The organism is Mycetohabitans sp. B46 (genome assembly GCF_037389205.1).
GTDB lineage: Bacteria > Pseudomonadota > Gammaproteobacteria > Burkholderiales > Burkholderiaceae > Mycetohabitans.
The window spans coordinates 62,909-83,129 of sequence record NZ_JADBGL010000005.1; the positions used below are offsets into that span (position 1 = coordinate 62,909).

Genomic DNA, 20,221 nt, shown 5'->3' on the forward strand with positions numbered 1-20,221 from the left:
ATGATACTATCTAATGGAGTTACCCAAGGCACTACACCTAATTTTCAAATAATTGCCATGGCGCTTGACAAAATCCCTCAATTCAAATAGTGTCTGCTTTTCGTAGGAAAAGCACGGCACGAAAGTTAAAAATTGGGTACAGCTTGAACCCACATCTAACCTGGCGAAGACAAACTTGATACAGCAAGCATGAAGGAAGGAGTGGCAGTAGTGGGGACAGAAGCCACCCTGCAACGTGGCTTGGAAAACCGGCATATCCAGTTGATTGCACTGGGTGGTACGATCGGTACAGGATTATTTCTGGGCGTTGCCCAGACCATCAAGATGGCAGGCCCTTCGGTTCTGCTTGGCTATGCACTGGCTGGCGGAATCGCATTTCTTATCTTACGCCAACTCGGTGAAATGGTGGTCGATGAGCCGGTTGCTGGTTCATTCAGCTATTTTGCGAACAAATATTGTGGCAGTTTTGCTGGTTTCTTATCGGGTTGGAATTACTGGGTATTGAATAGCCTAGTTTGTATGGCTGAATTGTCCGCGGTCGGCCTCTACATCCAGTACTGGTGGCCGCATATACCGACTTGGGCGTCTGCGTTGGCCTTTTTTGCGATCGTCAATGCGATTAACCTAAGCAGCGTGAAGTTTTATGGTGAAATAGAATTTTGGTTTTCGATCGTCAAGGTAATCGCGATCATTGGCATGATCGCGTTTGGTACTTATTTGTTAGTGTCCGGCACGGCTGGAGCACAGGCGAGTGTGACGAACCTGTGGCGACATGGCGGCTTCTTGCCTAACGGCATAGGGGGTCTTGTAATGTCGATGGCTATCATCATGTTTTCGTTCGGCGGGCTTGAATTCGTAGGTATGACTGCTGCGGAAGCGCAGGAGCCACACAAAAGCATTCCACGCGCAACCAACCAAGTTATTTACCGAATCTTGATTTTCTATATGGGTGCGCTTGGTGTATTGCTATCACTTTATCCGTGGCAAGAAGTTGTCACTGGAGGAAGTCCATTTGTGATGATTTTTCACGCATTAAACAGCAATTTCGTCGCAGCCGCACTGAACATCGTTGTACTGAGTGCGGCGCTGTCTGTATACAACAGCGGTGTCTATAGCAATAGCCGCATGTTGTACGCACTTGCTCAGCAAGGCAACGCGCCACGCGCAGTTTGCATGGTCAACCGACGTGGCGTACCGCTAGCCGCGCTTAGCGTGTCGGCAGCCGTTACCGGCATTTGTGTTGCGATTAACTACGTGATGCCAAACAAGGCGTTCGAGTTGCTGATGGGGCTGGTCGTGTCAGCATTGTTAATCAATTGGGCGATGATTAGCCTGATCCATTTGAAATTCCGACACGACAAGCGCAAGCTTGGGCAGGAAACGTCATTTGCGAGTATAGGGTATCCATTCGCGAATTATCTGTGTTTGTTATTTCTTGCCGCCATTGTCGTTATTATCTATCTGACGCCGGATTTGCGTATTTCAGTGTATCTAATTCCAATCTGGCTTGCGGTGCTGAGTATAGGTTATCGTTTCCGCCAAACTGGTGCGACTGCGACTGTATAGAACACCGTTTCAAATCAATGAGAATTTCCGTGAGTCGTCATTTGTTCGCAAAATAGCTGAATGAACCAGCAACCGGCTCATCGAGATGGCGGACGAAGAAAGACAACGGTGCGACAGGAACAAGCTGCGCCGGCAACGCGCCGTTACGCCTAGTAATGGTATTGGCAAGAGATAACGCTGATCTGTAAATCGTCTGCCTCATACACGAGGCGGTTCGTGTCGTCGATGCGGCGGGACCAGAAGCCGAAGAGATTTGCCTTCAGTGGCTCCGGCTTACCGATCCCCTCGAACGGTGCGCGCTGTGCTTCGCGAATGAGCTGGTTGATGCGTTTGAGGGTTTTGCGGTCCTGTCCTTGCCAGTAGACGTAATCTTCCCATGCGCCAGGCGTAAAAAGTACGCGGCGATCGCTCATTCAGCGTCCTCAGCTAGCTTGTGCTCCGTTGCCTTGCCCTTGCGCAACTGCGCGATCGAGCGCTCGAGGTGGGCGACATTGGCCGGCGAGCGCAGCAGATGTACTGTCTCCATCAGGCTGTCGTAATAGTCCTGCGACATGATGACGGCGTTAGGCGCATCGCGACGCGTGACGAGCGTTACGTCAGCATCGTCGACAACCTGGTCAATCACGGTTTTGAGGTTACTGCGCGCATCCGAAAAATGAATTGTACGCATCGAGTCACTTTTAACGTACGATAAGTTGTACAAGTATAGCCACTCGTACCGGACATGTACATGATCCAGTGGCGCACGGTGCCGCGTGCGTGTGGCGTGAGCACAGCCATTAGGCTGACCGGCTGTTTGGGGCCGACTTGCTGTGACGCTGCAGTTTCCGTTCGAGCAGGCGAAGGCGGATTATCCGGCCAGACCCAGCCAGTGGGCGCCGTGGCCGGAATCCGGTTCAAGCGGAACGAGGATTTCAGCGATGGCGTGATGGCCCTGAAGCCTGGGGCCCCGGTTCCATCTGACGCATCTGTTGCTTAAAACGGATGGCTGATTGGCGTGCCGGTTAATACCGCCGCCAGCACGCACGGCTTGCGGCTACGCCGCGCTCTCGGCCACCTTGGACAGCGCAATGTCCGGCTCGCTCGGCTGAGCATCGTGATCACGCATCCGGCGGTGGGCGACCCAGTCGCCGCATTGGATGGGCGTGCGCCCTACCGTCGAGGCTGCATCAACAGGATAGAACTGACACGGCAACAGCCTGCCGTTGAGTTGAACTTGAATCATGTTGCGCTGAAATTCGCGCGGATGGTGCGGAAAGACCTCCTCGATCTTATCCAACACCGGTAACAGCGCCTCGTCGATCTCGAACACATCGCCGTAGACTTCACCAGCCGCTGTATCAGGCACCAAGCCCGGGTACGTGCCGAGGTCGTACAGCGTGCCTTTCACGCTGCCTCGGCCGAGCCAGCGCGGCTGCGCGAGGCCGCTTCGTTGGGCGGCGCGGCCAATATCGTTGGCCTCGTTCTCGCGCAGTGTTCCGTAGACAAAGACGTTCAGCATAATAGTCTCTCTCGCTCAAGTTAGCTTCGTGGTGAAGACGAGGATGCCGTCCGCATCCCCATAAATCCACTCCCCCGGCCAGGTCGTGACGCCAGGGAGCACGACGACAACGTCCCGTTCGCCGACGCCCGTTTAGGCTGCGCTGTGGGTGCGCCGCGAGCGCGCGATTGCCGATTTTGCATGCGTCCAACTCTCGTGTGTCCCGCACCACGCCATAGGCAAGGATGCCAGCCCAGCCGTTTTCCTCGGCGAGCATGCCGGAGTGGCGCCCGTCGCCTTTTCCCTCCAGCGCCACGCGTACCAACGTGCTGTCCTTGAACACCTTGAGCGTTGACGCAAGCCCGGCGAATGCGCTCGCCCCGTAGCATAGTGCGCGTGTGCCAAAACAGTGAAGTCATTCAGGCGGATGGAGCTAAAAAACGGCCGTTCAACGCATGAATCAGCCGGCTAGTGCCGGTACGTGTCCGCGTACGCCATACGCGACATCCAGGGGCCCTCACGACATCGCTTATCAGCGGACCAAATTGCTGCGAAATTGCGCCATTATTTCATTTTTGTTTGTGCCGTTGTTAGCACCATGCTTTCTGCCGACAGCCCGGTCCTGAGGACCGACATTGCGTCGCATCACGCGCCGACACGCGATCATCCAATCCGGGTCCGATCCCGGCCCATGCCAGCCGGCCATGGTTTGGCGGACCATACGCATCCGTGGGCGCAGCTGACCTACTCGTCGCGCGGCGTATTGCGCATGACCAGTATGAGCACCACCTGGATTGTGCCGCCGTCGCGTGCCGTGTATGTGCCGCCGCACATGCCGCACCAGGTCGATGTCTTTGAGGACGCGTTCCTGCGCACGATTTACATTGACGAATCCGCGTGTCCGGTGGGGCATCAGCGGATGCCGGGTTGTCGAAGTTTCGCCTTTGATGCGCGAGGTGATTGCGGCGCTCGATGCACGCGAGCTGCCCGGGCGGCGTGAAGCGCTGCTGTGCGAGTGGCTGTTGGATGAAATAATGCGCTCCCGGCCTTTGCCGCTTGGCGTGCCGCTGCCGAACGAGAAGCGCCTGCGCAGGCTGTGCGAGGCCGTGCTGGGCGATCCCGCCCAGGCGCAAACGCTCGTCCACTCGCGCGCGTGGCCCGTGAGTTCGGCTACCAGAGCCAGAGTGCTTTCTCGGCGATGTTTCGTCGCGCGTTCGGCGAGAGCCCTCGTGCGTTCTTCACTCGGCAGGACGGTGCGCCCGGTGCGTGCGAGTCCCAGGTCTTCGAGCCTGACGAGGTAGCCGGGCCGATCGGCTCAACCTGGCCGCCAGTACCGTAGCCGACGATTTTAAAGGATATCTAATCAATCGGCGGCGCGCGGAATCCATCCGGCGGTGAGGCCGGACCACCGCAGTCAGGCAAGACGTTCCATCTGCTTGATTATTCCGAAGTCGACAAGCTGTCCCCCGACGTTTTGATAGCCGAGCCGTGCATACAGTCTTGTGGCAGGGTTGTCGGTGAACACGCGCAGGCGCAGTATCCGCAGGCGACGCCGGCGAGCCCACGCATGCACGGTTTCCAGCAGGAACGTGCCACCGCCCGCGCCGCGGGCTTCAGGGACCAGTTGCAAGTCGCGGATATGCAGGGCATCCGCGTCGTTGCTGATGCGCAGCACGCCGATGCGGTAGCAGTCCCGTTCGACAATGTAGTTTTCCGACAGCTGCCAACTGGCCAGAAATAGGTCGGCGCGCCACGTCAGGCCATGGCGGTGATAGTAGACATCCATGTTCGTGCGCGTGAGTGCCTCGGCGAAGTCGAAGTCTTCCAGCGTTGCCGCACGCAATGTACAGTGGAATGAAACAGAGAGTGGTACGGGCATGACGGTCAACCAAGCGGTACGGGCCTCACAGTACGACATCTGCGCACCGTCGTGCAATCGGGGCGGGCAGTACCTTGGGCGTTAACCAAGTAATGTGCCGTGCACTATGGCGCCACTCGACCATTGGTAGACTGCCCCACGATGTCCCGTGCCTACCGGTCGTGGCCCAACACTGCCTTGACGGCGCGCAGGAAAGCCAACCGCGTTCGCGGGAAGAAAACCGTCGGCCGGTTGCGCCCGGCGCTTACTGGCCGAAGTAGACCGAGTTTGACCTCGTTTGCCGGTTCACGTGGCGACACGGCGGCATTGCCTGCGCCGCTGCGCGAGTTCCCGGTCGCGACGCCCCCGACTGGCGACGTTTGCTGCGCGGCCAGGCGCGCTTCTGCCGCCTGGATATCGGTTGGGTAATACAAACTTGCGAGACCTGGCTGATAGCCGGCCTTTTCGAGCTGGGCCAACTCAGCCTGCACTTGAGTACGGGTCAACGGCGCGTTCGCCTGAGCGAAGGAAGCAATCGGCATAGCGAGAACCGAAGCAGCCACGACCGCATAGAATAGGCCTAGACTGCGCGCGGCGGTCGAGATCGAACCGAGCATGGGCACGGCTTCGAGCAAGGCGATCTTACCGGGACTAAGGGCGACCGTATCCCCGGTGCGGATACGCCTCCACTTGCCGCGGGCGTGGCGTGGCTGCTGGCGAAGGCTTGGCCATAGATTTTGCGATGTATCCCTCATATGAGGTGCCCTCCTTGCGACGTGGCCCTCGTCCGACGTGCCGGGGGCTTGGCCGCGGGCGGGTTCGCTGACCGGCCGTCGCTTCACGATCGGATCTGCGCGCCGCGTGCCTTCAGCAGCTCGCGCAGGATGCTGCGGTGGCAGCGGTTTTCGTCCTCGCAATAGCAGCCGATCGAGAAATGGGTCGACTTGGAAAGCGCGGCCAACACGTCCAGCACCTTGCTGGCGTCACCACGGTTCATGGCAACACGAAAACTACGGGCGAACGCGTTCCATTCGGCTTGACCACGCGCCGATTTCGCCTGCGCCACGCCATCTGCGTCTGGCGACAGGATCGGCAACCACACGTCGTAGTAGTTACGTCGGGCAAATTCAGCCTTGGGCACGCCGCGTGGCGGCCTACGCACCGTGCCGATGCGCAGACCCTCATCATCGGCGCGCGGCGTGCCGAGTTGCACGATCCGTATGCTCATCGCTTACTCCTGTTGCGTCGGTGCGTGATCCAGTGTGCCACAAATGTGTCAATGGGCCGTGGGGCCCGCCCAATGGGTCATGATCCGGCACTGCCAGCGAGCGCATGGCTTGCACCGCGGCATCCGGCAACGGTCCTCGGCAGATGTCCCACTGCTGCCCAGCCGGATAAGCGCCGACCACCACCAGATCCTCGCTGGCCGACAGGCAGCAGTGGCCTGTGCCCGCTGGCAGCACGAGCACGTCGCCACGCTCCAGTTGCACCTCGCGTGCGCCGGGACCGCCCAATTCGACGTTGGCCATGCCCTGCGCGATGCCCAGCGCCTCGTGTGCGGTCGAGTGAAAGTGCGGGAAATCGTAGATGCCGTCCCGCCACTGCGGTAGCCAGCCATAGCGGACAAAAGTAGCCTCGAAACGCGCCGCCAGGTCGTACTCATATGGACTGAGTCCTGCGCGATACAGCAGCACCGGCAGGCGGTCGTTGTTCGGTATCCAGTCGTTCGGTGGCAACATAAATGCTTCAGGCATGGGCACGGGGGCGTACGACACACTGGGCGGACGTGCCGAGGTTGCGCCGCCACGGCGGATATGGGCGTTGCCCTCGGCGCCTGAGCCACGCGGCGCGCGGCGCAAGTAGAAAGGACGTGGCATAACGGGGCTCCTTCAAGTCTTCGTCCGATCCGGTTTTTCTATTGACCGCGCATCGCCAGCGCAGATGCATGGTTTGTACTACTAGGTCGCGGCTCTAGCCGGCGCGGCCTGCATGAATGGCCTTGCACGCCGGACTGCCACTCTTGCGTCCACTGGCGCACTTGCTTGATGGACCGATCCGCATCGGCCTCGCACGGTGCCCATTGCGCCGCGGCGAGCACGATGCCGCTTACCATGTAACGCCTATAATGCGCTTTTCTGCATTCCATCGCTTGTGGATTATCACCGCGGCACGCCGCAGCGCGACGTCTTAGAACACCGTCGGTTCGCCGCCACGGCCGGCGGCTCGCATTGGCGCTGCTCGGGCGAGCCATGCCAACAGCACGATGGAGCGCGCAAGATGAGTGCCGCACAACCGCATGCGCGCGGGTTGCCGTATATTGTTGCGGCGACTTTTTTTATGAAGTAACGGGATACGGCGTCACCGCTTTGGACAGCGGCCAACGCGCTAACGGGAATCGGCCCGTTAGCGTGGCGGCGTGCCGAACAACGCCGCGATGCGCTGCTTGAGCATTGGCAGCACCTGATCGGCAAACCACGGGTGGCGTTTGAACCATAATTGGTTGCGCGGCGACGGGTGCGGCAGCGGCACATACGTGGGGGCGTACTCGGCCCACGCGCGGACCGTCTCGGTCAGCGACGACTTGCGCCGTGCGCCGAGGAAATGACGCTGCGCATATTGCCCAACTAACAGGGTCAACTCGATCCGTGGCAAATGGGACAGCAGCGGTTCAAGCCACAATTGCGCGCATTCCGGTCGCGGGGGATTATCCCCGCTTGCACCCCGACCCGGGTAGCAGAAGCCCATCGGAATGATCGCGACGCGAGACGTATCGTAAAATTCGGCCTCGTTCATGTCGAGCCAGTCCCGCAACCGCTTGCCGCTGGCATCACTCCATGGCACCCCGGACGCATGCACTTTTGCTCCCGGCGCCTGGCCGACAATCAGCAGACGCGCATCGCGGCTGGCCCTGACCACCGGCCGCGCGCCAGCCGGCAACTGCTTATCGCAGACACGGCATGCGCGCACGTCGCGCAGCAACGTGTCCAGAGAGGCATATCGGGAATGGGGCTGCACGAGCTTCATACCGCTTCAAGGCACATCAAATCAAACCAGCGGGCAGCATACACCCGCGGCGGGCCTGGCGCCATCGCCGCATGCCAGCGATGCGTCATCGTGCCAACATGCCGGCCAGTGTACGTAGATAAGGGCCTCGAACCGATCGTCGGCTATTATTTATATTCCACAAGAATCTCGCGGTACGGCGTTGTGCCAGCGTTGCGCACCTTATGGGTTGCGGGTACTTGAATGCCCTTTCCGATCTCCGAAAGGACCTCCAGGTAGCCGTTATCAAGCTTTAAGGAGTAAATTGCGCCCGTCGGTACGTCGAGCGTTCCAAGATCCTTTCCATCTTCATCAAATATCTGGAGAAGAGCGCCCTCGAGCGTGTACCACATGTAGTCGTGCTCGTGCGTGTGGACCGGGGAGAAAGCACCGGGCTCAAGAGTAAAGTTCCAAACAATAACTTTGTTATTCTCAAAAACTTTTTCGCTACCAACGCCTGCCATGGCTGCCTCCTTGAAAGCATCGGACTTTAAACGACTTTATTCTGGCATACCCGCTGCCACGCGTAATGCCGCGTGTGCCGTATTAAATATACTATAGTAGACTCGATTATGTGCCTTTCCAAGCTCGCCCACATTCAGCAACAGTACACGCGTCTCTTCTAGTGCGTGTCCCGCCTTGGTGATGTAGTCTCGGCCGTCATGCTCATAGCGGAGTGCCCTCGTGACGAATGTTCTTGATACCCGCGCGCACTACCGTTATGACCTCCATCGCGGAAACTATGACGCGAGAATGAGTTACATCGATGAATGCGTTGTTGTTCCCGCACCGCGTGCAAACCGTAAACCTATGTCCGGCACGCGAATGCGAGCGCTGCGGCAATGACCATCGCGGCACGGACGCGGGCACGAAGGCGGCGATAGAGGACCCCGGGCTACATCGCAAGCATGGCCCCATACCATCCGACGGCCAGCGCATGGTTACGGCGGATTTAAGAGGGTGGCCAATGAGTGAGCGCCCGGGTACGTACGTTGCAGGGTTCTTTACGACCTTCGTCAGAGGAGAACCTGCGATGAAACGACACGTTGTCTACCTGCTATTCACCACGTTAATGGTCGCGCTGGCCGCTGGCATCGAGGGATGCAAGCGCGCCGACAATTCCAGGGTCGCGCCTAGCGGCTCGAGCAACACGGTCGCGCCGGCGTCCGGGGCGAGCCAATAGTTCACGGTGGCCGCGGTTGGGGTCATGCACGTCGGGCCACCGCGGCCGGCTTGCCATTAATAGGGTCAAGAATGTCGTGGTGGCCGGCGGGTTGTCATATGCCGGTTCACCCTTGCACGCGCGCGTCCCGTACCCACGAAGCCGCGGACAGATGGGCTGCGATGTCCATGAGGACAGCATCCGGTATGTCGTGAAGCTCCAATTCCAGTACGTCCACGGCAAGTTTGCGGTTGCAGCGAATCCGGCTCTGCGTGACGTGACCCGCATAGGCACCTAATGCCGCCCACACGGCAATGATTCGCAATTCGCCTGTCGATGCATGTACTGTGAGCCGGACCGTGACGGGCTGAGCTGCGCGCGCGTGACTACTACCCTGCCAGGTCGCTTCGCGCAGCGTGGCGGCAACCGACGTGCGGACATGCTCGACGCCGGTATCTCCTGAATTCAAACCGTTGTTCATCTCCCTACCTTAGTAGACCCGGACTGCGAAAAAACTACATCGTCCGGGAAATGAAATAGCACGGATGGAGACTCGGTCCCCGCGATCCACACGGTGCCCGCCACCCTTCTGCTTTAAAACGCCAATCCGGGCGCCACGGTTCGACGCGACGCGTCAAGCACGGAGGGCAGACGCAATATCCATACCGGCTTGCCGCTCGCAACGCGCGGCCCGCGACGGGCACTCCGCGGCCGCCCTTTTGCGAGCCCTATCCCACCTCGCGACTACGGCTGCTACCCTGCGACGTGTGACTTATGGCATGCAGGGGGCCCCCATAGGCTATGGCGGCTACGCCGCTCGGACCTATGTTGTACTAGTCCGCGATGCTCAGCTTCATCGTGCTGCCGGCCCACTCTGTGAACGCGCCAACGGTGACGGCGCCCCACCGACCGAAGCGGCGATGCACGAAGCGGGGCCATAGCCGGCTGACGCGCTTAGCACTAGTACCCGCGTCAGTCCCCGTTACTGTTCAGTCTGCGGCGGATCACGTACTCGATCTGCTCACGCACGTTGGCTGCTCAGCCTGCCGGAGGCGGGGTGACGTCAATGCAGCCCGCACGCGCGGTTAAATGATCATGGCCTTCTTGACGATGCGCCGGACCGGCTTTGACCCGCTAGTGCCCGAATGCCTGCATCGTATCGGAGCAGACAACCGTTATCGTCGTGGCGCGGGCCCGGCGGCCCGGAGCGCTACTGCGGCGCGGCAGGCCGCCGCGGTGCAGGTATGCTCCGCTCATCCGCGGCCGTGCCGGCGTGCGCAGGCGGTGTCCCCAGTCTGGTGCCCATAAATTCGTTGTATGTCTTAGAGCGATCGGTACCGACAAACAACAGCGACAGCACGCTGCGGTTGCGCCGTGCGCGTCGCCATTCGATATCCAGTATCTCGCTGAGCGTGCGGCGATTGCTCAAGCCGGTCAGGCCGTCGGTACGGACAAGCCGCTCCAACTCTGCACGTAGGCGGCGACACAATTGCACGCCCAGCATCGTCGACAAAGCGATCAGTCCGGCTCCGAGCACCACGAGCGCCGAGCCGATTGTCGGCTCACGCGCTCACCACACAGATATCGCTTTCCGCCTCCGCGATCATCACGCTGCCCTCGTCCGCGCCCCCAAACTGTCCGAACGGACCGCTCACACGGATATTGTGGGCCAGCGTCTTTTCATCATAGGGTTATCGCATGATCACCGTGCTGTCGTGCATTGGGAGGTCCCTTCCAGTCAACGCGGGATGCATTCCAGACAGAAAACGCGGCTGCCTGCACGCTGGCCCTATCGCCTCATTGTAGCTGCGCAGCATCCAAGGCGCGGCCCGCCACATGCGATCGTTGCGGCTTTCGTTCGTGCGGTGCAACATCAATAGCATACTTCTCGCTCCGATCCAACATTGAATTTGCGTCGTTTATCACCTACAACTGTCCAATTGAACAGGGTTGCGTTTCAACAGTATCGAGGCCGGTCCGGCCGCATAAACGATGCACTGTGATCAGACGTCATGGCTGCAATCACGACACGAATGCACGTTTTAAATGTAGTCACGTGCATAGAGGACGGGGATGAACACCATAACGGACGGTGTGCTCAGTACCGCGCTCAGGGTGAATGGCAAGCGCTTGTGGGACAGCTTGATAGAGATGGCCAGGGTCGGCGCGACGCCACGTGGTGGCGTCTGCAGGCTTGCCCTCACCGACCTGGACAAGCAAGCACGTGATTTGATCGTGGACTGGGCGAAGGCGGCCGGCTGCACGGTCAGTGTCGACTGGATGGGCAACGTCTTCATGCGCCGCGCTGGCTGCGACGACACTTTGCCGCCCGTGATGACCGGCTCGCACGCCGATTCGCAGCCGACTGGCGGGCGCTTTGATGGCATCTACGGTGTCCTCGGCGGCCTCGAGGTGATCCGCACACTGAACGATCATGGGATCGTCACTGAACGACCAATCGAGACAGTAATTTGGACCAACGAGGAAGGTTCTCGCTTCGCGCCGGCGATGGTGGCCTCCGGCGTGTTCGCCGGCGTGTTTTCACTCGAGTACGGACTGTCGCGCAAAGATGTGGACGGTAAGACGATCGGCGATGAGCTATCGCGCATCGGCTATGCGGGCGAGCAGCCATGCGGCGGGCGGCCGATTTACGCGGCGTTTGAACTGCACATCGAGCAGGGGCCGATCCTGGAGAGCGAGAACAAAACGATCGGTGTGGTCACCGACGCACAAGGCCAGCGCTGGTACGAAATCGTGCTAGCCGGGCAGGAAGCGCATGCCGGCCCAACCCCGATGCCGCGTCGCCGCGATGCGTTGCTCGGCGCCTCGCGCGTGGTGCAACTGGTCAACGAGATCGGGCTGCGGCACGCGCCACTCGCGTGCGCGACGGTCGGCATGATGCAGGTTCATCCGAATTCGCGCAACGTGATCCCGGGACGTGTGCTCTTCACGGTCGACTTCCGGCACCCGAGCGACGACGTACTGGCCCGGATGGACGCCGAATTGCGCGAGGGTATCGCAAAAATCGTCGAGGCAGGCCGCCTGGACGCACAGGTCGAGCCAATTTTCTACTACGCGCCGGTTCCATTCGACGCCACATGCGTGCGTTCAGTGCGCGCGGCGGCCGAGCGCTTTGGCTACTCGCATCGTGACATCGTATCGGGCGCTGGCCACGACGCGTGCTACCTCGCCCAGGTCACGCCCACGTCGATGGTCTTTGTCCCGTGTATCGACGGCATCAGTCATAACGAGGTCGAGGACGCGAAGCCCGAATGGATCGAGGCCGGTGCCAACGTGTTGCTGCACGCGATGCTCGAACACGCGCGCGAGCCGAATAGCTGTTTCCCGTCATGGGGTGATCGGTTCGGTTCCTGCTAGCCGTACATCGCGGCCGGCAGGATTGTATTTTCTGCTCAAAGGAATCCTTGATGTTCTCGTCCCAAACCGGTGATATCGCAGCAGGCCGATTGTCTGCGGACCAGCTCGCGGCAAACTTCGCCGATGTCGCTCCACCGCTGGGCACCCACGCGGCTGTCGTCGAGGCGAACCGTTGTCATTATTGCTACGACGCGCCATGCGTGAACGCGTGCCCGACGGGCATCGACATCCCGGGGTTCATTCGCAAAATCGGCAACGGCAACCTGAAGGGCGCCGCGCGTGACATCCTGTTGGTCAATCCGCTCGGCGGCATGTGCGCGCGCGTTTGCCCGACCGAAATCCTCTGTGAAGGCGCTTGTGTGCGCAACAAGCAGGATGGCAAGCCGGTTGCAATCGGCGCGCTGCAACGGCATGCAACCGACCATCAGATGGCGCGCGAGGCGGCATCAGGCAAACCGCTGTTCACGCGGGCCGCCGACACCGGAAGGCATGTCGCGGTGGTCGGCTCGGGCCCGGCCGGGTTAGCCTGCGCGCATACGTTGGCCCAGGCCGGACACCGGGTGACGATCTTCGACGTGCATGATAAGCCGGGCGGCTTGAACGAATACGGCATTGCCGCATACAAGACAGTCGACGATTTTGCGCAACGTGAAGTGCGATGGCTGCTGTCGATTGGGGGTATCGAAGTGCGCGCCGGGCAGCGGCTCGGCCGCGACATTACCGTCGCGCGGTTGTGCGCGCAATTCGATGCGGTATTCATTGGCATCGGGCTGGGTGGCGTCAATGCGCTACACATTGACGGTGAGACAATCGACGGCGTGCTCGACGCGGTGGACTTTATCGCTCGGCTGCGCCAGAGCGTCACGCTCGACGCCATACCCGTCGGCCGGCGCGTGGTGGTAATCGGCGGCGGCAATACCGCGATCGACGCCGCCGTGCAGAGCCTCAAGCTCGGCGCGCAGCAGATCACGATGGTCTACCGGCGCAGCGTCGAGCAGATGAGCGCAACCTGGGCCGAGCGAGAATTCGCGCGCAAACAAGGCGTGGTGCTGCGCGAATGGGCGAGGCCGCTGTGCATCGTCGGCGCACCGCATCCACAACCAGGGCGCCACCCACAGGTCAGCGCGGTGCGATTCGAGGCCACGACCTTGGACGCCAACGGCAAGCTCGTCGGCACCGGCGAGACTTTCAACATCGATGCGGATGTCGTACTGAAAGCGATCGGCCAGACGCTCATACTGGACGGATTGGAGGCCCGGTTACTGACTGTCGATGGCGGCCGGATCGCCGTTGACGCCGACGGTGCGACGTCGATGCCCGGTGTCTGGGCCGGCGGTGACTGCACCAACCACCTGGGACTGGACCTGACTGTACAGGCGGTCCAGGATGGTAAGCTTGCTGCACATGCGATCCACCGCCACTTCACACGCACGGCAGTCAAGGCGGCATAACCCCACAGCACGGCCTGCCGACCGTATGACATGACAATCCCGCATCGATATCAGAAACCGGAGCGCCGATCATGGCTGACCTTCGCTGCACGATAGCCGGCATCACATCGCCGAACCCATTCTGGCTAGCATCCGCGCCGCCCACCGACAAGGCCTACAATGTCAACCGTGCATTCGAGGCCGGCTGGGGCGGCGCAGTCTGGAAAACACTGGGTCTGGACCCGCACGTGGTCAATGTCAGCTCGCGCTACGGGGCCACGACATACAACGGTCAGCGCATCGCCGGGTTAAACAATATCGAGTTGATCACCGACCGCCCTCTAGACGTGAACCTGCGCGAGATCGCCCAAATCAAGCACGACTGGCCGGACCGAGCGCTGATCGTATCGATGATGGTGCCGTGCAATGAGCATGCGTGGAAATCGATTCTGCCGCAGGTCGAGGACACAGGTGCCGACGCCGTCGAGTTGAACTTCGGCTGTCCACATGGGATGAGCGAACGCGGCATGGGCGCCGCGGTCGGCCAGGTACCCGAGTACGTCGAGATGGTCACCCACTGGGTCAAGCAGGCGAGCCGGCTCCCCTGCCTGGTCAAGCTCACGCCGAACATCACCGACATCCGGCTGGGTTCCCGGGCTGCCTACGCGGGTGGCGCCGACGGCGTATCGCTAATCAACACGATCAATTCGATCGTCGCGGTCGACCTAGAGCAGATGGCGCCGATGCCCACCGTCGACGGCAAGGGCACGCACGGCGGCTACTGCGGACCAGCGGTCAAGCCAATTGCATTGAACATGGTGGCCGAGATCGCGCGCGATCCTAATACGCCGGGGCTGCCGATTTCAGGCATGGGTGGCATCTCGAACTGGCGTGATGCGGCCGAGTTCATCGTGCTGGGCGCCGGCAGCGTGCAGATCTGCACGGCAGCGATGCACTACGGATTCCGTATCGTCACCGACATGATCGACGGTTTGTCGAACTGGATGGATGACAAATGTTTCGCGACACTGGACGAGGTGCGCGGGCGCGCCGTGCCAAATGTGACCGACTGGAAGTACCTGAACCTGCAATACGACATCAAGGCACGCATCGACCAATCTAAGTGCATCCAATGCGGGCTGTGCCATATCGCGTGCGAAGACACGGCACATCAGGCGATCACGGCGCACCGCGACGGCCGGCGCCATTTCGAGGTGATCGATGCAAACTGTGTGGGGTGCAATTTATGCATGCATGTGTGTCCGGTCGATCAATGCATCACGATGGAGCGCGTCGACGCCGGCCGTTATGCGAACTGGACTACGCATCCAAGCAATCCGGCGCGCGTGGTCAAGTCGCCGGCCGCATGAACAGCGCTGTCGCGCCGATTGGCCACGCACGCACCAAGTACGGCATTCCGTACGCAGTGCGGGTACGGTACGAGATTGCCCGCACTGCTGCGCGCGGTCGTCGCGTGGGGTTGGTATGGCATTCAGATGTAGCTCGGCATCTCGCTAGGCCGGCCGAATGCTTTCTTGTGTTCTGATTGCTGCAGCCGTACTTCGTCGTCAATAACACAGACTCGATTCGCTGGCTCGAAAGCTGGTCCGCGCCAATCAAGGTAGTCATATGTGCATTGCTTGTGTACTGAGCATGCTCGAAAGTCGGCGGTGTGGGCTCGATGCTCTCGCAACCGTCTTCGCCGCGGATGCTATGTCGCGATAATGCAGTTCGGCAAAAGTATGCGCTCCGGCGTAGCAAGTGCTTAGCCGCAGCGGCATTTTTACTGAAGGAGACAAGCGATGGCGATTCTAATTCAAGGCGGCACGCTGATCGATGCGAACCAGGCCTGGCGGGCTGACGTGCTGTGCACGGGCAGCAACGAGGGCGGCACGATCGTGCAGATTGGAGCCGAGTTGCACGCGCCTGCCGGCGCGACAGTCATCGACGCGGTCAGCCAATACGTGATGCCTGGCGGCATCGATCCACACACGCACATGGAACTGCCGTTCATGGGCACCGTGGCGAGTGATGACTTCTACACGGGGACGGCAGCCGGGTTTGCGGGCGGAACGACGTCGGTCATCGACTTCGTGATTCCCGGTCCGCGTCAATCGCTGATGGACGCGTTCCACCAATGGCGCAGTTGGGCCGAAAAAGCGGCTGCCGACTATGGTTTCCACGTTGCGGTCACGTGGTGGGACGAATCCGTGCATCGCGACATGGGCGTACTCGTGCACGAGCACGGCATATCCAGTTTCAAGCATTTCATGGCATACAAGAACGCAATTATGGCCGACGACGAGACCCTCGTGAACAGCTTCGCACGGTCACTGGAACTCGGCGCATTGCCGACCGTGCATGCGGAAAACGGCGAGTTGGTGTTCCAGTTGCAGCGCCAACTGCTGGCGCGTGGCCTCACCGGCCCCGAAGTCCATCCGCTGTCACGGCCGCCGGAGGTCGAGGGCGAGGCGGCCAACCGTGCGATACGTATCGCGCAGGTGCTCGGCGTGCCCGTCTACATCGTGCACGTGTCGACAAAGGACGCGCTGGACTCAATCGCACGTGCACGCAGCGAAGGTCAGCGCGTGTTCGGCGAAGTACTCGCTGGTCACCTGGTGATCGACGAGTCGGTCTACCGTGACCCAAACTTTACGCGTGCCGCCGCGCACGTGATGAGCCCGCCATTTCGCTCGGCAGAGCATCGGGAAGCCTTGTGGCGCGGACTGCAGGGCGGATACCTGCATACGACCGCGACCGATCACTGTGTATTCTGTGCATCCCAAAAGGCGATAGGCCGCGACGACTTCACGAAGATCCCGAACGGCTGCGGCGGCGTTGAAGACCGGATGGCGATTTTGTGGGATCGTGGCGTGAACACCGGACGGCTGACACCGAATGAATTCGTGCGCGTGACGTCGACCAACGCTGCACAGATCTTTAACTTGTATCCGCGCAAGGGGGCGATCGCGGTGGGCGCCGATGCGGATCTCGTGGTCTGGGACCCGCTGGCGACGCGGACAATCTCATCCAGCACGCATCACCAGAACGTGGACTTTAACGTGTTCGAAGGCATCACGGTGCGCGGCGTCGCAACGCATACGATTGCACGCGGCGAACTGGTGTGGGCCGATGGCGAGCTGCGCGCATGTCGCGGTGCCGGACGGTATCTAAAAAGGCCGTCGAACCCCAGCTACTTTGAAGCCGCGCGGCTCGCCAATCGAAGACGCGAGGTGCAGCCGGTGCAACGAGATCAATAGCGCGGGCAGCTGCGTGACCAGAGCCTCGGCACCGCTAGCCGGTGCCTGATAACTCGGCCTCGACCGGCTCAAGCACACTATTCCGTGATCAGGAGACTATCGATGTCCGCCCGACTCCTGACGCTGCGAGGACCCCGGACAACGAATTTGAGCGCTTCTTATGGAAAATGCAATGTCTCCAACTCACAGACTTGGCAGCAATAACCGCCAGGCAGCAGTCCTACCAATTTACGAAAGGCTCTTCACATCGTGTATCAGGCTGGGGGCTGCACGATAACACGGCTGCCGCATCTAAAAAGTCGAAGCGCCGCCATGGATCTGGACGGCACGATCCGCCACGCGGCCGCACATTTCCAAAGCAAAGAGCTTGCAGCACGATGCCTCCATCGATACGTCTTCGTTATTGTCCCGGCGGCACGCGGCATCGAGTACCATTGAGCGTGCTGCATCGCGCAGCGTAGCGCGTCGTCGAGCATTCGCTGCCCCGCCCCGACACAAATGGCGGCGATATGCAGCCGTCCCTTGTCCAGCACTCTCATCGCGGTCTTGAATCCACGGCCTTCGACGCCACCGATGACGTTCTGCGCGGGTACGCGGCAGCTTTCGGAAATCACGTCGCATGTATGCGCACCGCGCTGGCCCATCTTCTTGTCCGGTTTGCCGAGCTCCAAGCGATGGGCGGCTTGACGAGCATTACCGGGGAGCGCGATGTGTTGCCTGGCGGTGGGCCGCAAAAGGTCGGTGTCGCGTTCGCCGATCTGATGACCGGCATGTATGCGGCTGTCGCGATACTCGCGGCGCTGTCCCATCGCCAACGCAGTGGCGAAGGCCAGTACATCGACATGGCACTGCTTGACGTGCAGGTCGCGACAATGGCCAATATGAATCTTAACTACCTCGTGTCCGGCAAGACACCGAAGCGGCAAGGCAACGCGCATGCGAATATCGCGTCCTACCAGGTATTCGCCGCGAAGGACGGGCAGATGGTGCTGGGGATAGACAACGGCGGCCAGCTCCGCAAATTCTGCGAAGTAGCCCATTGCGCGTCGTGGGCAACAGATCCGCGTTTTGCCACCAATGCTGCACGGGTTACCCATCACGACACGCTCATCCCGCTGATCCAACAGGTACTGAACAAGCGCACAATCAAGCAATGGATTGGGCCACTATCCCGCGCCGGTGTGCCCTGCGGGCCGATCAATCATCAGGTGGTGCACCGTGGCATGCGTGCCGACCTTGCGCATCCATTGGCCGGTACCGTGCCCACGGTGGCCAATCTGATCAAGATGTCCGGTTCCCCGATCCACTACCATGGTGCACCACCGACACTTAGTCAGCGTAATAAATCAGTTTTGTCGTCAGTCTGCGGGCTAGATCAGGAAGAAATTGCCCGGTTGAGGAATGCGCGCGTCATTTGATTGTCATGAGTTTGCGTCAACGCGCCAATTCTCGAACCTCCTTTCGACAGCCGCGGCGCAGTAATGCGTCGCCGCTGCCCCACCCGTCTACGCTTATTGACAATTATGAAGCTTACCAGCATGACTAATGCTGACGAAACGGACAAGAAACAGCCCACCAGCCAGGCCCAGACCGACTATAAGGCCAATCCACATTCCCACCATGCCCCAGTGACGTGTGATCGATAGCCACCAACCAACCGGCATACCCACTATCCAATAAGCAAAAACCGTGATAAATATCGGCACGCGTGTGTCCCCCAAACCTCTTAAAATACCGCAAAACACCGTCTGGAGACCATCTAGCAACTGAAGTAGACATGCAAATTGCATCAGCATCGCCGCATTGGCAACTATGAATGAATCACTTGTATAAAGTGAAACAATCGAATTAGAGCCTAATAATATCAGAAAACCGCAAAAAGACTGCGTAAAAAAAGTCAAGCCAATTCCAATAATGCTGGATTTCCATATATCATCAGGATTGCCACACCCTTTGGCTTGTGCGACGCGTACCGCAATCGCTACTGATAGAACAAATGACACTGTGCAAGCGATAGCTACAGTATTAATTGCAATTTGGTGATTCGCCACCGCCTCCGCACCGACTCTTCCAATGACAAGTGCCGATGCGATAAAAAATCCCCCTTCTATCAAGCGCGTCATGCCTACCGATAAGCCGAATCTAAGCAAATCATATATAATTTTAAAATTAGGCATTAGACTGACTACTTGTCGCCTTAACTCAAAATAGAAGCCTTTACGATAAATATAAGCAAGAAAAGCGAGCGTTTGCACCCAAGCAATGATGCCACCTGCTATGCCGTTGCCGACTGCACCAAGCGCTGGCGAACCTAATACTCCATACATTAGCATATATCCAATAGGGCCCGTAAGCACAAATCCAATCAGATTAAACTTGAAAGTCTGCCGCGCCATTGACAGCCCTTCAAATAGCCCTCGACAAGCGTAGAAAATCCCAAGGGCAGGTCCAGCGATGCATATAGCATATAAAAAATTACGTGTATCGCGGATCAGTTCGGGTGTCGTCGCAATAAATTCAATTAAAAACGGACCCAAAAAACATGCAAGCGCCGTCAAGAACAGACTAAGCATAATGCTGCCCCACAGTGCTTGCAGAAAAAGTGGCCCCACTTCAGCATGCCGGCCCGCGCCTTTGAGTTGTGCCACCAAAGCCTGTAATGCCATCATCAGCCCGCTTAGAACAAGGACGGCTAGCATCCAGATGCTTGAGCCAAGCGTCACTGTGGCGAGCACATGGGCGCTTAGCTGACCTGCGAGCATGACATTGATTAAACCTGTACCGATAAAAGACAGGTGGCCTCCAAACAACGGAACGGCAAGCGCCAAGATTGCACGGACCTCGTCCTGAATTTGAGGCCAAGTGAACGAGACACTGATGTCACAGCCAGATTTTTTATAGAAGCGCATTCTATATGACTTTCCATAAAGGGTAACCTTTTATATTCCATACAGCACAAAACATCTTGTTAATTTGCCTCCACATCAAATTAACCTTATTCTTCCTAGCGTTGCTTTACAATAACATCCTACTTGTACCATCTAA

19 protein-coding genes and 4 pseudogenes are annotated in these 20,221 nt (G+C 59.3%); 9 read left to right on the plus strand and 14 right to left on the minus strand.

Going from position 1 to position 20,221, the window contains the following annotated elements; genetic code table 11:
• Positions 1-189: 189 nt before the first annotated feature.
• A complete protein-coding gene (locus IHE30_RS07040; RefSeq protein WP_337689673.1) occupies positions 190-1,566 on the plus strand; it encodes an amino acid permease in 1,377 nt (458 codons plus the stop codon).
• A gap of 149 nt (positions 1,567-1,715) precedes the next feature.
• On the opposite strand, the gene IHE30_RS07045 is transcribed toward IHE30_RS07040, so the two are convergent.
• The 4 genes and pseudogenes from IHE30_RS07045 to IHE30_RS07060 all read right to left on the minus strand — a co-directional run.
• Positions 1,716-1,979 (minus strand): Txe/YoeB family addiction module toxin, encoded by a 264-nt coding sequence (locus IHE30_RS07045; protein WP_337689674.1) that lies wholly within the window; start codon positions 1,977-1,979, stop codon positions 1,716-1,718.
• The gene (locus tag IHE30_RS07050; protein WP_337689675.1) at positions 1,976-2,236 is read right to left on the minus strand and encodes a type II toxin-antitoxin system Phd/YefM family antitoxin; all 261 of its coding nucleotides are present in this window, start codon (positions 2,234-2,236) and stop codon (positions 1,976-1,978) included. The genes IHE30_RS07045 and IHE30_RS07050 overlap by 4 nt, the downstream gene beginning before the upstream one ends.
• Positions 2,237-2,602: 366 nt before the next feature.
• Positions 2,603-3,067 (minus strand): gamma-glutamylcyclotransferase family protein, encoded by a 465-nt coding sequence (locus IHE30_RS07055; protein ID WP_337689676.1) that lies wholly within the window; start codon positions 3,065-3,067, stop codon positions 2,603-2,605.
• Between the two features lie 15 nt (positions 3,068-3,082).
• Positions 3,083-3,419, minus strand: a pseudogene (locus IHE30_RS07060) (ribonuclease E activity regulator RraA); the annotation flags it as partial.
• Between the two features lie 225 nt (positions 3,420-3,644).
• On the opposite strand from IHE30_RS07060, the pseudogene IHE30_RS07065 reads away from it, so the two are divergent.
• A pseudogene (locus IHE30_RS07065) lies at positions 3,645-4,385 on the plus strand (AraC family transcriptional regulator).
• Between the two features lie 75 nt (positions 4,386-4,460).
• Here the strand turns inward: IHE30_RS07065 and IHE30_RS07070 are convergent.
• From IHE30_RS07070 to IHE30_RS07095, 6 genes are all read right to left on the minus strand, one after another.
• Positions 4,461-4,925 carry a GNAT family N-acetyltransferase gene (locus IHE30_RS07070; protein ID WP_337689677.1) on the minus strand — a complete coding sequence of 155 codons (465 nt, stop codon included), beginning with the start codon at positions 4,923-4,925 and terminating at the stop codon, positions 4,461-4,463.
• 152 nt (positions 4,926-5,077) lie between these two features.
• Positions 5,078-5,539 carry a DUF4148 domain-containing protein gene (locus IHE30_RS15130; protein WP_443193617.1) on the minus strand — a complete coding sequence of 154 codons (462 nt, stop codon included), beginning with the start codon at positions 5,537-5,539 and terminating at the stop codon, positions 5,078-5,080.
• A 203-nt stretch (positions 5,540-5,742) separates the two neighbouring features.
• Positions 5,743-6,132 (minus strand): DUF488 domain-containing protein, encoded by a 390-nt coding sequence (locus IHE30_RS07080; protein ID WP_337689678.1) that lies wholly within the window; start codon positions 6,130-6,132, stop codon positions 5,743-5,745.
• Positions 6,089-6,781 carry a cupin domain-containing protein gene (locus tag IHE30_RS07085; RefSeq protein ID WP_337689679.1) on the minus strand — a complete coding sequence of 231 codons (693 nt, stop codon included), beginning with the start codon at positions 6,779-6,781 and terminating at the stop codon, positions 6,089-6,091. The genes IHE30_RS07080 and IHE30_RS07085 overlap by 44 nt, the downstream gene beginning before the upstream one ends.
• A 526-nt stretch (positions 6,782-7,307) precedes the next feature.
• Complete coding sequence (locus IHE30_RS07090; protein WP_337689680.1) at positions 7,308-7,928, minus strand: uracil-DNA glycosylase family protein; 621 nt, start codon at positions 7,926-7,928, stop codon at positions 7,308-7,310.
• Between the two features lie 146 nt (positions 7,929-8,074).
• Complete coding sequence (locus tag IHE30_RS07095) at positions 8,075-8,410, minus strand: hypothetical protein (RefSeq protein ID WP_337689681.1); 336 nt, start codon at positions 8,408-8,410, stop codon at positions 8,075-8,077.
• A 569-nt stretch (positions 8,411-8,979) separates the two neighbouring features.
• Here IHE30_RS07095 and IHE30_RS07100 point away from each other — a divergent pair.
• A complete protein-coding gene (locus tag IHE30_RS07100) occupies positions 8,980-9,129 on the plus strand; it encodes a hypothetical protein (RefSeq protein WP_337689682.1) in 150 nt (49 codons plus the stop codon).
• Positions 9,130-9,235: 106 nt separating this feature from the next.
• Here the strand turns inward: IHE30_RS07100 and IHE30_RS07105 are convergent, their stop codons facing one another.
• Both IHE30_RS07105 and IHE30_RS07110 read right to left on the minus strand, forming a co-directional pair.
• Positions 9,236-9,589 (minus strand): hypothetical protein, encoded by a 354-nt coding sequence (locus tag IHE30_RS07105; RefSeq protein WP_337689683.1) that lies wholly within the window; start codon positions 9,587-9,589, stop codon positions 9,236-9,238.
• 729 nt (positions 9,590-10,318) lie between these two features.
• Positions 10,319-10,612 carry a GGDEF domain-containing protein gene (locus tag IHE30_RS07110; RefSeq protein WP_443193626.1) on the minus strand — a complete coding sequence of 98 codons (294 nt, stop codon included), beginning with the start codon at positions 10,610-10,612 and terminating at the stop codon, positions 10,319-10,321.
• 569 nt (positions 10,613-11,181) lie between these two features.
• Between IHE30_RS07110 and IHE30_RS07115 the strand changes: the two genes are divergently transcribed.
• The 5 genes and pseudogenes from IHE30_RS07115 to hydA all read left to right on the plus strand — a co-directional run bounded on the left by IHE30_RS07115 (position 11,182) and on the right by hydA (position 17,176).
• Positions 11,182-12,486: a Zn-dependent hydrolase gene (locus IHE30_RS07115; protein WP_337689684.1), complete on the plus strand. Its 1,305-nt coding sequence runs from the start codon at positions 11,182-11,184 to the stop codon at positions 12,484-12,486.
• A 50-nt stretch (positions 12,487-12,536) separates the two neighbouring features.
• Entirely contained in the window at positions 12,537-13,937 is a 1,401-nt protein-coding gene (locus IHE30_RS07120; protein WP_337689685.1) for an NAD(P)-dependent oxidoreductase, read from the plus strand.
• A 71-nt stretch (positions 13,938-14,008) separates the two neighbouring features.
• Positions 14,009-15,286, plus strand: a complete 1,278-nt coding sequence (gene preA / locus IHE30_RS07125) for an NAD-dependent dihydropyrimidine dehydrogenase subunit PreA (RefSeq protein WP_337689686.1) — start codon at positions 14,009-14,011, stop codon at positions 15,284-15,286.
• Between the two features lie 17 nt (positions 15,287-15,303).
• Positions 15,304-15,564, plus strand: a pseudogene (locus IHE30_RS07130) (nitrate reductase); the annotation flags it as partial.
• Between the two features lie 154 nt (positions 15,565-15,718).
• Positions 15,719-17,176: a dihydropyrimidinase gene (hydA, locus tag IHE30_RS07135; RefSeq protein WP_337689687.1), complete on the plus strand. Its 1,458-nt coding sequence runs from the start codon at positions 15,719-15,721 to the stop codon at positions 17,174-17,176.
• A gap of 303 nt (positions 17,177-17,479) precedes the next feature.
• On the opposite strand, the pseudogene IHE30_RS07140 reads toward hydA, so the two are convergent.
• Positions 17,480-17,847: pseudogene (locus tag IHE30_RS07140) on the minus strand (acyl-CoA dehydrogenase family protein); the annotation flags it as partial.
• 12 nt (positions 17,848-17,859) lie between these two features.
• Between IHE30_RS07140 and IHE30_RS07145 the strand changes: the two are divergent.
• Positions 17,860-18,594 carry a CaiB/BaiF CoA transferase family protein gene (locus tag IHE30_RS07145; protein WP_337689688.1) on the plus strand — a complete coding sequence of 245 codons (735 nt, stop codon included), beginning with the start codon at positions 17,860-17,862 and terminating at the stop codon, positions 18,592-18,594.
• Between the two features lie 93 nt (positions 18,595-18,687).
• On the opposite strand, the gene IHE30_RS07150 is transcribed toward IHE30_RS07145, so the two are convergent.
• Positions 18,688-20,085, minus strand: a complete 1,398-nt coding sequence (locus tag IHE30_RS07150) for an MATE family efflux transporter (protein ID WP_337689689.1) — start codon at positions 20,083-20,085, stop codon at positions 18,688-18,690.
• Between the last annotated feature and the right edge of the window lie 136 nt (positions 20,086-20,221).

What these genes read in the sequence shown, in the direction of transcription:
- IHE30_RS07040 (WP_337689673.1), top strand. Translation starts at nt 190, where the DNA reads ATGAAGGAAGGAGTGGCAGTAGTGGGGACAGAAGCCACCCTGCAACGT.
- IHE30_RS07045 (WP_337689674.1), bottom strand. Translation starts at nt 1,979, where the DNA reads ATGAGCGATCGCCGCGTACTTTTTACGCCTGGCGCATGGGAAGATTAC.
- IHE30_RS07050 (WP_337689675.1), bottom strand. Translation starts at nt 2,236, where the DNA reads ATGCGTACAATTCATTTTTCGGATGCGCGCAGTAACCTCAAAACCGTG.
- IHE30_RS07055 (WP_337689676.1), bottom strand. Translation starts at nt 3,067, where the DNA reads ATGCTGAACGTCTTTGTCTACGGAACACTGCGCGAGAACGAGGCCAAC.
- IHE30_RS07070 (WP_337689677.1), bottom strand. Translation starts at nt 4,925, where the DNA reads ATGCCCGTACCACTCTCTGTTTCATTCCACTGTACATTGCGTGCGGCA.
- IHE30_RS07080 (WP_337689678.1), bottom strand. Translation starts at nt 6,132, where the DNA reads ATGAGCATACGGATCGTGCAACTCGGCACGCCGCGCGCCGATGATGAG.
- IHE30_RS07085 (WP_337689679.1), bottom strand. Translation starts at nt 6,781, where the DNA reads ATGCCACGTCCTTTCTACTTGCGCCGCGCGCCGCGTGGCTCAGGCGCC.
- IHE30_RS07090 (WP_337689680.1), bottom strand. Translation starts at nt 7,928, where the DNA reads ATGAAGCTCGTGCAGCCCCATTCCCGATATGCCTCTCTGGACACGTTG.
- IHE30_RS07095 (WP_337689681.1), bottom strand. Translation starts at nt 8,410, where the DNA reads ATGGCAGGCGTTGGTAGCGAAAAAGTTTTTGAGAATAACAAAGTTATT.
- IHE30_RS07100 (WP_337689682.1), top strand. Translation starts at nt 8,980, where the DNA reads ATGAAACGACACGTTGTCTACCTGCTATTCACCACGTTAATGGTCGCG.
- IHE30_RS07105 (WP_337689683.1), bottom strand. Translation starts at nt 9,589, where the DNA reads ATGAACAACGGTTTGAATTCAGGAGATACCGGCGTCGAGCATGTCCGC.
- IHE30_RS07110 (WP_443193626.1), bottom strand. Translation starts at nt 10,612, where the DNA reads ATGCTGGGCGTGCAATTGTGTCGCCGCCTACGTGCAGAGTTGGAGCGG.
- IHE30_RS07115 (WP_337689684.1), top strand. Translation starts at nt 11,182, where the DNA reads ATGAACACCATAACGGACGGTGTGCTCAGTACCGCGCTCAGGGTGAAT.
- IHE30_RS07120 (WP_337689685.1), top strand. Translation starts at nt 12,537, where the DNA reads ATGTTCTCGTCCCAAACCGGTGATATCGCAGCAGGCCGATTGTCTGCG.
- preA (WP_337689686.1), top strand. Translation starts at nt 14,009, where the DNA reads ATGGCTGACCTTCGCTGCACGATAGCCGGCATCACATCGCCGAACCCA.
- hydA (WP_337689687.1), top strand. Translation starts at nt 15,719, where the DNA reads ATGGCGATTCTAATTCAAGGCGGCACGCTGATCGATGCGAACCAGGCC.
- IHE30_RS07150 (WP_337689689.1), bottom strand. Translation starts at nt 20,085, where the DNA reads ATGCGCTTCTATAAAAAATCTGGCTGTGACATCAGTGTCTCGTTCACT.